This window comes from Nitrosomonas communis (genome assembly GCF_900114745.1).
GTDB lineage: Bacteria > Pseudomonadota > Gammaproteobacteria > Burkholderiales > Nitrosomonadaceae > Nitrosomonas > Nitrosomonas communis_A.
Window position 1 is genome coordinate 34289 of the sequence record NZ_FOUB01000005.1, and the last position, 13834, is coordinate 48122.

The window sequence follows — 13834 nt, forward strand, 5'->3', positions numbered from 1 at the left end:
CAGGTTTTGGAACAGTTTATTAAATAGAAGGGGTAGGCATTGGATATTCACGAGTATCAGGCAAAAGAAATTCTGGCGGAGTATGGTATCAAGATAGCCGAAGGTGGCTTGGCATATACGGTGGAAGAAGCAGTACAGCGCAGTCGGGAAATCGACGGGAATGTTTGGGTAATTAAGGCACAGATTCATTCTGGTGCACGCGGCAAGGCTGGTGGCATCAAAGTTTGTAGAACCAATGATGAAGTGGAGGCGGCAGCCGAAGCGCTGTTGGGCAGGAAGTTAGTGACCCATCAGACCGGTCCAGCTGGTAAGTTGTGCACCCGGCTTTATATCGAAGTGGGTACTGATATTGCCCGAGAACTCTACCTATCTTTCATGATAGATCGCAGCCATGAGCGTGTCATTATGGTGGGCTCTGCCCAGGGTGGTATGGAAATTGAAAGTCTTGCTGCCACCAATCCCAAAGCAATCGTTAAAATTCATATAGAGCCAGCAGTAGGGTTGCAGGATTTTCAAGCGCGTACCATGGCTTTTGCCTTAGGACTTGGAGAAGACTTGCTCAACCATGCGGTTAAAACCATCAAGGGATGTTATCGTGCTTTACGTGATCTGGATGCCAATATTTTGGAAATCAATCCACTGGTCGTGACTAAAACCAACGAGCTAATTGCGTTGGATGCAAAAATGAGTTTCGATGAGAATGCCTTATTCCGTCGCCATCGAATTGCCGAATTACGCGACACAACACAAATTGATTCGCGCGAAGTTGCCGCGGCAGAGGTTGGTCTGAGCTATGTAGGATTGAATGGTGATATTGGATGCATGATCAATGGTGCTGGCCTGGCGATGGCTACTATGGACATGATCAAGCTGGCAGGCGGTGAGCCTGCCAATTTTCTGGATGTAGGTGGAGGTGCATCAGCTGAGCGAACAGAAAAAGCATTCCGTTTGGTATTGGCTGATGCAGGCGTCAAAGCCATGCTGGTCAATATCTTTGCCGGAATCAATCGCTGTGACTGGATTGCAGAAGGCGTCGTGCAAGCGGTTAAAAATATCGATATGAAAGTGCCATTGGTGGTACGTTTATCTGGGACGAACGTCGAAGAAGGTCGCAAAATCATTGCCGACAGTGGTTTACCGATCATTACCGCAGAAACATTGGCAGAGGCAGCAGAAAAAGTCGTTCGGGCACGCAACGAAATGGTTGCAAAACAAGGTTAAAGGAGAACAGAGTGGCCATTTTAATTAACGAAAATACACGCATTATTGTGCAAGGGTTTACGGGTAGAATTGGTACCTTTCATGCGCAGGAAATGATCGAATATGGATCGAAAGTGGTGGGCGGCGTTACCCCAGGTAAGGGTGGCCAAACGCATTTGGGGCTGCCGGTTTTCAATACTGTGAGAGAAGCCGTTGAACAAGTCGGTGCCGAAGCGAGTATCGTGTTTGTACCATCGGCATTTGCCGCTGATTCGATCATGGAAGCAGCCGAGGCGGGTATCAAGTATTGCGTTTCTATCACAGATGGTATCCCAACGCAGGATATGATGACGGTCAAGAGTTTTTTACGCCGTTTTCCCAAGGAACAAAGAATGATGCTGACAGGGCCGAATTGTTCAGGCACGATTAGCCCGGAGCGCGCTATGCTGGGTATCATGCCTGGTCATATTTATAAACGAGGGAATGTAGGCATAGTTGGCCGTTCAGGCACGCTGGGTTATGAGGCTGCCGATCAAATGCGGCGATTGGGTATCGGTATTTCGACCTCTGTCGGCATTGGCGGTGATCCAATTATTGGCAGCTCCCATCGTGATGTGTTAGAAAAGCTGGAACAGGATCCTGAAACTAAAGTAGCGCTGATGATTGGTGAAATTGGTGGACCCCAGGAAGTGGAAGCAGGTATTTTTGCTAAAGAGAATATGAGCAAACCGCTCGTAGCCTATATTGCCGGATTGACGGCTCCTGCCGGTCGACGTATGGGGCATGCAGGGGCAATCATTTCTTCTGCGGGTGAAAGTGCTGCAGAAAAAGTGGAACGGCTGAAAGAGCTGAATGTCACCATCTGTCCAACGCCGTCCTTGATGGGACAAACGGTGGCCTCAGTATTGGCTAAATTATAAGTTAAATATTGTTTTCTCAGCTTACTGGCCAGACTTTGCAATTACTGTGTTATAAGTCTGGTCAATTTTCTTAAATTTGTTATCAGCATCTATACAATAAATGCACGTTATCGTGCGCAAAATTGAAGTAATTTCTGAAGTTATGGACATTAATCAAAAGACTGACAAAAAAAGAATTTCAGCAATAGCCCGCTTTCTCTTTTTATCGCGCTGGCTGCAATTACCGCTTTATCTAGGGTTAGTACTGGCGCAATGTATTTATGTATTTCATTTCTGGGTAGAATTGACCGATCTGCTAGGCGCCATGATGGGTGACAAAGAATCACTGAAGCATATTCTGCATATCGTTTCGCATGAAGAGGCCGACGTGCCGATGAAAATTACTGAAACAGCGATTATGCTGGTAGTGCTGGGCTTGATTGATGTAGTAATGATTTCCAATCTGCTGATCATGGTAATTATTGGCGGATATGAAACATTTGTTTCACGCATGAATCTGGAAGGTCATCCCGACCAACCTGAATGGCTGTCGCATGTTAATGCCTCGGTATTAAAGATCAAGCTCGCCACCGCCATCATTGGTATTTCGTCTATTCATCTGCTCAAAACTTTTATCAATGCCAGTGCCTATGATGAAAAGACATTGATTGCCCAAACAGGTATTCATATTGCCTTCTTGCTATCCGCAATTGCAATTGCCTTTACAGATCGCCTAATGGCGGCGACGCTGCATAACAGTACAGAATCAAGCGAGTGAAGGGGGAATATCCTTTAAGAGTTTGAGAATACCCTGTAAGGCGGTCCCAACAGATTGCCGTCTTACTGCTTCACGATTTCCTGAGAAAAAATGAGTTTTGCTGAGTGCGAATTCTTGCCTGGATGCCCAAGCAAAGCACACCATCCCGACAGGCTTTTCCTTCGATCCACCTGTCGGGCCGGCAATGCCAGTTACTGCCACTGCTAGCTGAGCATCACTCATTTTAATGGCGCCTAATGCCATTTCTTGTGCAGTTTGTTCGGATACTGCACCATATTGAGTCAGAGTGGCAGGTTGGACTCCGAGCATTTGTTGCTTAGCATGGTTACTATAGGTAATAAAACCACGATCATACCAGGCTGAACTCCCCGCAACGGCAGTCACCGCTTGACCTATCCAACCACCTGTGCATGATTCAGCACTAACCAGCATGAAGCCTCTTTCAGTAAGCGCCTCGCCTAACTGCTGAGCATAAGTTAGCAGCATTTGATCATCGATCATAAAATCACCTCTAGAAATTTGAATCGCAGTCCTGCGTTTCACCAATTTCATTCAAAAATGGCGCGAAGGTGAGCCGCAGACAGTATAAATAATACGGCAAGGTGAAGCCGACAAAGTCAGGTATGATTTAGAAATGAAATTAGAAGTAACTTTCAAATAATACCAGTGACTTCCAGCCCGCAAGGCAAAGTAAAGTATAGAATGCTGCCAGTAAATCATCAAACATCACACCGAAGCCACCGCGTAACTTGCGCTCAAAATATTTGATAGGAGGAGGTTTAAGTATGTCAAAAAAACGAAACAATATAAATGCAGCGCTATACCATAGCACATGATTGGGAATGAAATAAAGCACCAGCATGAAAGCCACGATTTCATCCCATACCATACCTGGATGATCCGGTGCGCCCAAAACTTTGCCAGTAATACTGCACGCCCATATACCTAGAATGAACAGTATATCAATAGCGAGTAACAGTGCGATCGGTTCGAACCACGAATTCAGGGACCAGAATAATGGAAAAGCAATCAGTGTTCCAAACGTGCCAGGCGCCAGCCGGATTAATCCTACTCCAGCACCAAATGCGATAAAGTGGGCAAAGCGGCTATGAACAAACGCTAAATCAGGCTGTAAACGAGAAAGCTTGAGGTCAGATTGATAAGGTTCAGGTAAGGAAGTGGTCATAGCCTTTTTTCTCATATGTGATCGCGTTGCCGTTTGAATCCAGAAGGAGCAATCCTTCGCCTTGGGATATTTTGCCAATGCGGGTAAGGGGAATAGTCAATTCCTGGGATAATCGCGCTATTTCGGCAAATTTTATCTCGGGTGCAGTAAAACAGAGTTCATAATCATCTCCCCCTGCTAGTAAACAGTCAATCGCGAGTGGTAAAGATAAGTATTTTTGCATGACCCATGAACATGCTATTTTTTCTACATGGATCGTGGCGGCCACATGGGAGCATTCCAGGATATGCCCAAGATCAGCCAGCAATCCGTCGGAAATATCGATAGCGCTATGCGCAAGCTCAATTAATCGTTGCCCGAGTTCGACGCGTGCTATAGGCATATCAAGTGCAGGTAAACATACAGCTAGTTCTTCTGGAGCCAAAGTGATGCGTTGTTGCAGATGAGCCAGCGCTAAGGCAGCATTGCCTAAATGCCCGGAAATCCAGATGTCGTCTCCTGGTATTGCGCCACTTCTTCTCAAGGCTTTACCTTTGGGGACTTCTCCCATGATTTGTATACCTATATTAAGCGGGCCACAGGTGGTGTCACCACCAATGAGTTCCACTTGATACTTGTTGGCCAACGTAAAAAAGCCCTCTGTAAATGCTTCCAGCCAGTCACTATTCATGTTAACCAAATTGGCAGGTAATGTCAGTGCGAGTGTGCTCCAACGGGGAACGGCCCCCATTGCTGCCATATCAGAGAGATTGACCGCTAACGCTTTGTGACCGAGTTTGCAAGGATCAGTATCGGCGAAGAAATGCTGATCGACTACCAGTGTATCAGTAGAAATAGCTAAATCAGTCGTCGCAGTGTAGGAAATGAGCGCAGCATCATCGCCTCCGCCAAGAATCGCCCGGGGAGTCGGTCGTGTAAAATAGCGCTGGATAATATCAAACTCGGAACTCACGATTAGGCTGTGGAATGAAGGTTATCATGAAGGATATATCAGAAAACTGGAAGAAAGAAACTTAGGATGCCGGTTCAATTTTTTTCTTGGCTAGCGACTGAATTTCAATGGTGCGTAATTGTGCTGCGAGCTTATCCAGCACCCCATTCACATATTTGTAGCCGTCGGTTCCCCCGTATGTTTTAGCGAGTTCGATGGCTTCGTTGATAATGGCACGATAAGGAATTTCCAGGTGATAAATGAGCTCATAGGTACTGAGTAAAAGAATAGAAGACTCAATAGGGCTGAGATCGGTCAGAGAACGATCAAGACAGGGTTGTATGTGTTGTTCCAGCATGGTTGCGTTTTTAAGTACACCGCGAAGTAATTCGGAAAAAAAAGATTCATCTATTTTGGGAAAAAGGCTGGTATCACGTAATTGTGTCTCGATGAAACTAGCATCGCTTCCAGCGACCCGCCATTGATAAATGCCTTGTAGCACGAGTTCGCGCGAAAGATGACGACGTTTCTTGTATTTAAAGCCAGATTTTGAATGTGAAGTTGATTGTGCAGCAGCCATGAATGTGTTCTTAGGTTATTTCATCAAATTTTGCCAGAAGATTGGCCATTTCAATCGCTGCGCGTGCAGCTTCTATTCCTTTTTGGGTCATGCGGGCAAGCGCTTGATCACCGTTGTCAGTCGTGAGTATGCCATTTGCTATAGGAATACCCGTATCGAGCTGCACGGTGATTAAGCCCCTGGCTGATTCATTGGCGACGATTTCAAAATGATAGGTATCGCCTCGTATGACAGCTCCTAATGCAATCAAAGCATCAAACTGATCGGATAAGGCCATTTTTTGTAATGCTAGCGGGATTTCCAATGCACCAGGTACAGTAGCCAATAACATGTTGGGTCCTTTAACACCCTGCCTCGTTAATTCCGCAGTGCAAGCGCCAAGTAGCCCTTCTACTACTTCAATATTAAAGCGGCTCATCACGATGCCGATGCGAAGTTCGGCCCCAACGAGTGTGGTTTCAACTTCTGGGATATTGTCATAATACGCCATGATCACTCCAGTAAGGGTGCTAATAGTTAAAAAAATAAAAAGATTGGATCTATTGTAAAGCAGTTAGTTTATTCCGAGTTTCCAGATATCCCGTCACTTCAAGGCCAAAACCTGTCATGCTGGGCATTTTGCGGGGTGTTGCAAGCAAACGCATCTTACCTACGCCGAGATCTTTTAGTATTTGTGCACCAATGCCATGATCCCGTAAATCAGTCTTGGGCTGATCATGATACTGTGCTTTGCTTTGCAAAAGACGTTCTGTCAAGATGGCTGCATCGCCTTTGCGATGCAACAGTACGATCACTCCTTGCCCCGCCTCAGCAATGGCACGCATAGCATCATTGATGCTCCAGGAATGCGTCCGATCATTGACATCCAGAACATCAATGACAGATAAAGGTTCATGCACGCGAACGAGCACTTCTTGATCGGGATGAAGTATGCCTTTTACCAGGGCAAGGTGAATAGTATTAGCCGTTTTATCATGATAAGCAGTCAGATGAAATTCACCATAGGTCGTTTGAACGGGTCGCTCAGCCACACGTGTGACCAAGCTTTCGGTGAGACTGCGATGATGAATGAGATCCGCGATGGTGCCAATTTTGAGTTGATGCTTGGCGGCAAATTCAATGAGATCCGGGAGGCGCGCCATTTCACCATCTTCTTTCAGAATTTCACAGATGACTGCAGCAGGGGTCAATCCTGCCATATGCGCCAGATCGCACCCTGCTTCGGTATGACCAGCGCGTACCAATACGCCTCCTTTTTGGGCCTTGAGCGGAAAAATATGGCCAGGCTGCACGATGTCTTCGGGTTTGGCATCTGCTTTAACAGCAGCTTGAATAGTACGAGCGCGATCAGCCGCAGAAATCCCTGTCGTGACTCCCTTAGCCGCCTCAATGGAAACAGTAAAGTTGGTGCCATGGACTGAATAATTAGCCGAAACCATCATTGGCAATTTGAGTTGATGGCAGCGTTCTTCGGTCAGTGTTAAACAAACCAGTCCGCGGCCATATTTAACCATAAAGTTGATTGCTTCTGCTGTCACAAAATCAGCAGCCAAAACCAGATCACCCTCATTTTCACGGTCTTCTTCGTCAATGAGAATAACCATTTTCCCGGCTTTGAAGTCTGCAATGATTTCATCGGTAGTGCTAATTGCCATATTTTTTAATTTATCTTCCAGAAGAGAGTTCCATCAGACGCGCTACATAGCGCGCCAGCATGTCCGATTCCAAATTTAATCGTTCACCCGGTTTAAGATGTTTCAGGTTTGTTTCAGCTAGTGTATGGGGAATAAGATTGATTGCCAAGATATCGTCACAGATACGATTGACGGTTAAACTGACACCATTGATCGTAATCGATCCTTTTACTGTGATATATTTTAACAGCGATGGCGGTGATTTGATCGCCAGCAAGTAATTTTCTCCCACTTGCTCGAATTTCGTAACTTCACCAATCCCATCCACATGGCCACTGACCAGATGACCGCCTAATCTATCCGTTAAGCGCATTGCTTTTTCCAGATTAACATCATTACCTACTCTATCCAGGCCAAATGTGCAATGCAAAGTCTCCTCGGACACATCAACCGTAAAAAGATGATTGCTTAATGAAGTTACTGTCAGGCACACGCCATTTACTGCAATACTGTCGCCCACTTTGACATCGCCCATCTCGAGCTTGCCTGGCTCAATTTGCAGGCTGATTGCATTCGATTTCTGGGTAAGTTGTTTAATTTCTCCGATTGCTTCGATGATTCCTGTAAACATTTTTATTTTCCTAACATTGAGAGCCATCGCCTTGATTATGCTTCTTGGCGACGCAATCACCAGCATACGCCATCCTGAAAGTTTTTTTCAATTCAAATTGCCCAGAACATACGGCTAGCACCAGCTTTTTTAACGCCACCTATCTTGCCGAAATATTTTTCGCCTCCCAAGGAGCATTTATTGCCTTTGGCGAAGCTAACTTCGCCAAATTTTACAGTTCCTTTTCCATGTCATACCTCAGATCGATCAATTATTTCATCCTATTTTCAATCTGTTAACTAATTTTTAAACGGGTGCTCTGGCAACACTCATTTCTGGCGCGATCTTTGCATATATCTATAGTGAAGGTAACCAAAGTTGAACAGGTTGACCTGACGATAACGAAACCAAAACACGTTAACGCAAAACTGGATGACTGATTTGACCATAACTCGATGCGTAACGGGGACCTAAAAATTGGAGGACTAAGCCATGCATGATATTGATCGCACAATGATGGAATATGAGCCAGAGATGGAATATGAGCCAGAGATGGAATCTGAAGCTGGTTATGAGTTCGGTGAATTTGAATATGCTGATATGGAAGGCATACTCGATGAAGCCGAGGAAATGGACTTGGCAGCGGAATTGCTGGGTATTACAGATGAAGCAGAACTCGATCAGTTTTTCGGAAAGTTGTTCAAAAAAATCGGAAGCAAGGTAGGTAAATTTATTAAATCTCCGACCGGACACGCACTGAAGGGCATTCTGAAGAGTGCTGCGCAAAAAGCACTGCCGATGCTAGGCACAGCGTTTGGTGGTCCTGTAGGCGGTGCGCTGGCCAGTCAATTGCTAGAAGCTGGAAACGAAATCTATGGTATGGAGCTGGAAGGGCTAAGCGAAGAAGATCAGGAGTTTGAAATGGCAAAACAGTTCGTACGTTTTGCCAGTACGGCGGCAGAGCAAGCGGCCGATGCTCCGTCCAATATCGATTCAAAAGTAGCGGCAAAATCCGCCGCGATAACATCAGCCAAGCAGTATGCGCCTGGCCTGTTACGCCCTGCCCCTTTCACTACGTCCATGTCTACTATGTCGCTGCCGGGTAGTGGCCGCAGCGGGCGTTGGGTCAAGCGGGGCAGCAAGATCATTCTGTACGGCGTCAAGTAGTCATTGCATTGATTGGAGTGTCACTCATGGTGAACAAACCTGCTTATGTGCGCTGGATGTTGATGCAGGAGGCTCGTGCCATGCTAGTTCGGCTGGCTCAGGTAAAACCGTTTGTATTGACCGAGTCAACTGTGCCGGCGGCAAATTTCTCGTTATCGGCTCAAAGCGCGATCGATCGCTATCTGATGGCGGGGCGGCATGCATTGCAGTTGCAGGTACAAACCTACTTGCATTGGCTGCAAGGCCTGGACGACAAGAGCACCCATCCAGTTGAGGCGCAGCAACGTTTGAGTTTACTGCGGTTACGCTTCAACGCAACACTTTCACAGCTTGATATTTTTGCAGATGCCTTGACGCAACGCAGTGAATATGAAACTGGTATCAGGTTGGCTGGGCTAGATGTCGTGGCCGCAGATGCCTTGAGGTTGGAGGATTATTATGTGCCTCCTCCCGTGATCTGTTATTTAGATCGTGGTTCGGGTGCGGCGATCCGCCGGGCCAGGACCCGCTTGCCGGGTGGTGGAGAAAATCCGGTGGCCGTGATTCGGGTGCCGCGTGAGCGGATGATTGGCAGTGGCATTGCCTCATCATTAATCCATGAGGTTGGTCACCAAGCAGCGGCGCTGCTGAATCTCGTCAACTCCCTTCGCGTCGTATTGCAACAGCAGGAGCGTGAGGTCAAGGATAGCATTTGGCGTTATTGGGAACGGTGGATATCGGAAATTGTTGCGGATTTCTGGTCGGTTGCCAGGGTAGGGGTGACTTCAACCCTTGGCTTGATGGGGGTGGTAAGTCTGCCACGGGCTTTTGTCTTTCGCATGAATATGAATGATTCCCATCCTTTCCCCTGGATCAGGGTCATCCTGAGCTGCGCCATCGGGCAGGCACTTTATCCTCATCCGCAATGGCATCGACTGGCCCAACTCTGGAAGTCATTTTATCCAAAGGCAACCTTGGATACGGCAGGTTATAGCTTGCTTAATCAGCTTGAAGCCGGGATCCCTGAGTTCATTGACCTGTTAATTCACCATCAGCCTCGAAGCTTGCATGGCCAGTCGCTGATAGAGGTCATGGATACCGCCAATCGTCAACCTGATCGTTTAAATGCTTATTTTGAACACTGGCAGCGGACACCCGCAGCAATGTATCGCACTGCTCCGACTTTGGTATTTGCGGTGATTGGGCAGGCACGATCCGATGGCAGGATGAGTCCGGAACAGGAGAGCGCAATTTTGGGCAAGCTTCTGACCTATTGGGCAGTGTATAGCACATTGAAGGCCAATACAGCCTGTGTAACGCCTGAGACAGCCCAACCGCCATCGAAGGCGTGTTAATGAACCTAGGATGGTGTAGCACTAGGGATGTAATTGATTTTAATTGAGGAGAAATATTATGGAAAAAGATGATATTGATAAAGATACCATCCGAGTTAGCCATTCCACCGGAACATATAGTGATATAAAAGTATCACCTGAAATCAGTGGCCTGGTGCAGAAAGCGATGGAGTTCTTCGACGGCGGATTCGTCCGAAAAACAAGCACAACTTTGCAACGCGCTGCGGGACGGCCAACTGAAGATCAGGCACTCTGGGCAGCGATCCGGGATCGAACGAATGCAATCAGCTTTGAGCGATATGCTGAGTTTATTGATCGGGTGCTTTGCGATTCCAAAGACAGAGGCAGAGCAACTTGCCCCACTGAGTTATGTTCAGATTTCACTGGTGCTACCATATCTAGCCTAGGTCCCCCGCCCACAGCCGGCTCGATTGGATCACCTTCAGTTACGGAGAGGCACGACGAATTGCTCGCCCGACCCGGTATATACGGCGTCGAAGCTTACCAACTGTTAAAACTGGCAACACAAGCCTTTTTGCTGTTTGAAAGCGGAGTGGTGGTCGAAGGCACGAGACATCCTAACACCGGGCGGTTTGTCGTTCCTACTCCCAGTGGCTTTAGAGACCGAGAATGCGATGATACCGTACCAGTAGAAAAAGCACGGGGTAACCCAGTTACCTTTGGAGCAATCCAGGGAGAATTGGAAAATTATCTTCAAGCTACCGTAGGCAATGTCAGTGGCAGGGCGCTGCCTTATCTGAAGCGAATCGTCAGCGCCCTTCCTTCGTTGAATTCACGCACTGTAGACGAATCAGAGGGATCACCATTTTGCAATAATATTCTGCAACATCGGCTTAGCTGTCCGAGCCTCCTGGAACTTATCTGGTCCTATTGGCACGAGGAAGGCATGCTGGTGCAAACGATGAATGCCATTGCTCTGCGTTTTCAAAACAAGAAGCGGCATGCACAAGATCCACTGGCAAATCTAGCGCTTGATCCTTTGCGCCCTCTGAATAATCTCTTCTGGGGATTCATTCAGGATGAGCCTAATCGCTTAAGCATTCAACGCCGCTGCTATGAATACGACAATCAATACGGGATTACCCTTGTAGGTAAAGCCGTGCCCATACTGGATTCCGCCGATAGTCGTTCGCAGTTCATCAAGGCGTTTCATAACTTGCTTTACCGTACGGCGATGTTCTATCGTGAAGACGATGACACTACTGTCACCGCCGATGCCTTCTCATTACTCAATGCCCTGAGGGAAGTTCATATCATCCTCGCCGAGGGGGCACATAACCAGTTCGGCGATCTACCATGGACCGCACGCCACGAGATGCTGGTAATGCAATGGATACTGGCGCGGCCCGAGATGAAGGAATTTCTGCGGGGCCGTTATTCGGTGCCGTATCAAGAAACGTGGATGGGGGCTGTGGATGACATGAAACGGCTACAGGACTGGACGGATGTCACAATCACCCATTTCCACGAACTTGGGACTTATGGTGAACAGATTTTACTCTCTATCCGCTATGGCGATTGGATCGCTGCTAACGATCAGGAACAAGCTAGAAATTGGGCGCGTGACTGGCGGCCTGAAATTCAGCGCTATATGCATGCATACCATGCAGTATCAGGGGTCGATCTGACTTCGGAAACCGTCGATACCCGCACAGCGGAAGCGCGTTATGCACAGCCATCCCTACTGCTCCAAAAACGACTGGCTACGCAGCAGCCAAGAAATAGGGTTACCGGTCCTATCCAACGTTTGGCTAATACTCGGCGGACTGCGTATGCATCATTGACAAATAAAATGGCGAACCGTCTGCGCATTGATCGGAAATGATTGCAACTCGGATTAAAATCTGAAGGAGATCAATTATGAAATATGCATTGAATCTAGAACCCGAAATCGTTGGCGATGCCTTCGAAATGAATGGGTTTGAGGGTGAGGCAACCTATAGCTTTTGGGAACCGGGGGGGAAGCCGGATTACGAGTACGAAACAAGCGCTGGATTCGACACAGAGTTAGGTGAGGCGGAATGGAAAGCCAAAATCAGAAGGGACCAACGTATGCCCATGCGTCCAGCCGGACTTAGACCTGCTGCTTACCGAAGGCCTGGATCATCAAGCCAACCTAAATCTCGTGGTAATTATCCATTTCATAAACCTTTTGGGAAGTATAGGCGCTGGCCTGGGGGCGTCATAACAGCACCCCATGTTTGTACCTGTCCAGCGCCTAACTGTCCACGTCATGGCAGCGAGTATGTGCGGTGGGTGCAGAGTTCATTGAATCAAATCATGAATCTGCGCTTGGCAGTTACCGGCATCATGGATGTGCCAACACGCAGTGCCTTGCGCAGTTTTCAAGAGAAACAGGGCTTGCCAGTCGATGGCATCGCGGGGCCGGAATCCAAGGATGCTTTGATAGGAGCGAAAAGTGGAAAATTATCAGGAATCGGCGCTACAAAACCTGCTGAGCCTGCCATGCCGGAACCAGCCGAACCCGCTAGCACAAACCCAGCTGCAGAATTCAAATTCGAATGGGAGACGTTCAGCGATGAGTTCGAAGATGCCGAGGAAATGACCGAGGCCGAGCCGGAATGGTTAGGTTCGGAGTGGGAAGAGACGCTCGATCCTGAAATTACTATGCTTTCCGACGGAGCCCTCGATGGCTGGCCGGGGGAGTGGGAGGTAGGTCGTGATGCCTCACTGGCGGCGATCGCGGAGCAGATCGCGGCAAGGCGCCCAATTAGTGTTTCGGCGATGGAGTTAGAGGAAGAGAAGCCTGCGCGGCGCTGGACCCGTTGCTTCAAGGGCGCGGACGTCGAGCGAGTCAGGAAGGTTTATCAGGACAATACCATCGCGGCCGGGGCCAACAGCGTCGATCGTGCCTCCTGCATCGTGATGTTCAACGTGGCGCTAGGGCAGCTGCTGAAGTTAAAGACGAAAGAGTCCCAAGCCCGGAGCAAGAGCAGCCGCAAGGTGCAAATGGGAGCGCTCACCACCGAGACGATCGAGAAAGCAATGGCACAGCTTCGCACGGCGGGTTTCGCCAGACCGGCAATCTCAATTGATTTCTTCGATCGCCGCAACAAGACTGCGGGAACCCTGAGACCGGAGCGTCTCAAGAAGAGCGTGCAGAAAGCAGTGCTCAACCTGTCGACAGTCAAGGGTTGTTGGTACGCCTATGGTCTCTCTATTATGGACGGCTACCACAGCGTGCTGCTCCTAATCGACAAGACCGGCAATGACGGGAAGATCTATTGGCTCGACCAATTCAGCTCGGACATTGACGACGATGTCACCACTACCCTCGACCAGCGCATCACCACCAAGACCCAGGGGTGGTGGCAGGCGGTGAAGGACCGGAAGAACGTCGGCTATAACACCCCAGCCCGCGTCTGGCCACTTCGAAAGCTGATCTCTTCTTAAGTTCGTACGAAAAAGTAGAGCTTTGCCAGAGGGTACAAACATGAAAGGAAAAATGGAGACGGAGTGAGTTTCATGCTGAC

At 48.1% G+C, this 13834-nt stretch carries 14 protein-coding genes; 7 read left to right on the forward strand and 7 right to left on the reverse strand.

The genetic code is table 11. The annotated features are described in order from the left end of the window. Positions 1-39 precede the first annotated feature (39 nt). From BM122_RS03405 to BM122_RS03415, 3 genes are all read left to right on the forward strand, one after another. Positions 40-1221 carry a malate--CoA ligase subunit beta gene (locus BM122_RS03405; protein ID WP_074903665.1) on the forward strand — a complete coding sequence of 394 codons (1182 nt, stop codon included), beginning with the start codon at positions 40-42 and terminating at the stop codon, positions 1219-1221. Between the two features lie 11 nt (positions 1222-1232). Next, positions 1233-2120: a succinate--CoA ligase subunit alpha gene (gene sucD, locus BM122_RS03410; protein WP_074903667.1), complete on the forward strand. Its 888-nt coding sequence runs from the start codon at positions 1233-1235 to the stop codon at positions 2118-2120. 142 nt (positions 2121-2262) lie between these two features. After that, positions 2263-2877, forward strand: coding sequence for a YqhA family protein (locus tag BM122_RS03415; RefSeq protein WP_074903827.1), 615 nt, complete (start codon positions 2263-2265; stop codon positions 2875-2877). Here the strand turns inward: BM122_RS03415 and pncC are convergent. From pncC to BM122_RS03450, 7 genes are all read right to left on the reverse strand, one after another. Next, a complete protein-coding gene (pncC, locus tag BM122_RS03420) occupies positions 2866-3378 on the reverse strand; it encodes a nicotinamide-nucleotide amidase (protein ID WP_074903668.1) in 513 nt (170 codons plus the stop codon). The two genes, BM122_RS03415 and pncC, sit on opposite strands and share 12 nt — an antisense overlap. Positions 3379-3517: 139 nt before the next feature. Continuing rightward, positions 3518-4063, reverse strand: a complete 546-nt coding sequence (locus tag BM122_RS03425; protein ID WP_074903669.1) for a phosphatidylglycerophosphatase A family protein — start codon at positions 4061-4063, stop codon at positions 3518-3520. Beyond that, on the reverse strand, positions 4044-5015 hold the full coding sequence (gene thiL / locus BM122_RS03430) for a thiamine-phosphate kinase (protein ID WP_074903671.1): 972 nt from the start codon (positions 5013-5015) through the stop codon (positions 4044-4046). Before thiL ends, BM122_RS03425 begins: the two co-directional genes overlap by 20 nt. Before the next feature lie 61 nt (positions 5016-5076). Next, entirely contained in the window at positions 5077-5574 is a 498-nt protein-coding gene (nusB, locus tag BM122_RS03435) for a transcription antitermination factor NusB (RefSeq protein ID WP_074903672.1), read from the reverse strand. Between the two features lie 10 nt (positions 5575-5584). Then, positions 5585-6064 carry a 6,7-dimethyl-8-ribityllumazine synthase gene (gene ribH / locus BM122_RS03440; RefSeq protein WP_074903674.1) on the reverse strand — a complete coding sequence of 160 codons (480 nt, stop codon included), beginning with the start codon at positions 6062-6064 and terminating at the stop codon, positions 5585-5587. A gap of 49 nt (positions 6065-6113) precedes the next feature. After that, entirely contained in the window at positions 6114-7229 is a 1116-nt protein-coding gene (gene ribBA, locus BM122_RS03445) for a bifunctional 3,4-dihydroxy-2-butanone-4-phosphate synthase/GTP cyclohydrolase II (RefSeq protein ID WP_074903677.1), read from the reverse strand. Between the two features lie 10 nt (positions 7230-7239). Continuing rightward, positions 7240-7839 carry a riboflavin synthase gene (locus BM122_RS03450; protein ID WP_074903679.1) on the reverse strand — a complete coding sequence of 200 codons (600 nt, stop codon included), beginning with the start codon at positions 7837-7839 and terminating at the stop codon, positions 7240-7242. Positions 7840-8310: 471 nt separating this feature from the next. On the opposite strand from BM122_RS03450, the gene BM122_RS03455 reads away from it, so the two are divergent. The 4 genes from BM122_RS03455 to BM122_RS03470 all read left to right on the forward strand — a co-directional run bounded on the left by BM122_RS03455 (position 8311) and on the right by BM122_RS03470 (position 13754). Then, complete coding sequence (locus BM122_RS03455; protein ID WP_074903681.1) at positions 8311-8985, forward strand: hypothetical protein; 675 nt, start codon at positions 8311-8313, stop codon at positions 8983-8985. Then, positions 8940-10319, forward strand: a complete 1380-nt coding sequence (locus BM122_RS03460; RefSeq protein WP_218151975.1) for a hypothetical protein — start codon at positions 8940-8942, stop codon at positions 10317-10319. Before BM122_RS03455 ends, BM122_RS03460 begins: the two co-directional genes overlap by 46 nt. 58 nt (positions 10320-10377) lie before the next feature. Continuing rightward, on the forward strand, positions 10378-12165 hold the full coding sequence (locus tag BM122_RS03465) for a hypothetical protein (protein WP_074903685.1): 1788 nt from the start codon (positions 10378-10380) through the stop codon (positions 12163-12165). Between the two features lie 233 nt (positions 12166-12398). Beyond that, entirely contained in the window at positions 12399-13754 is a 1356-nt protein-coding gene (locus BM122_RS03470; RefSeq protein WP_256211859.1) for a peptidoglycan-binding domain-containing protein, read from the forward strand. Positions 13755-13834: the final 80 nt, after the last annotated feature.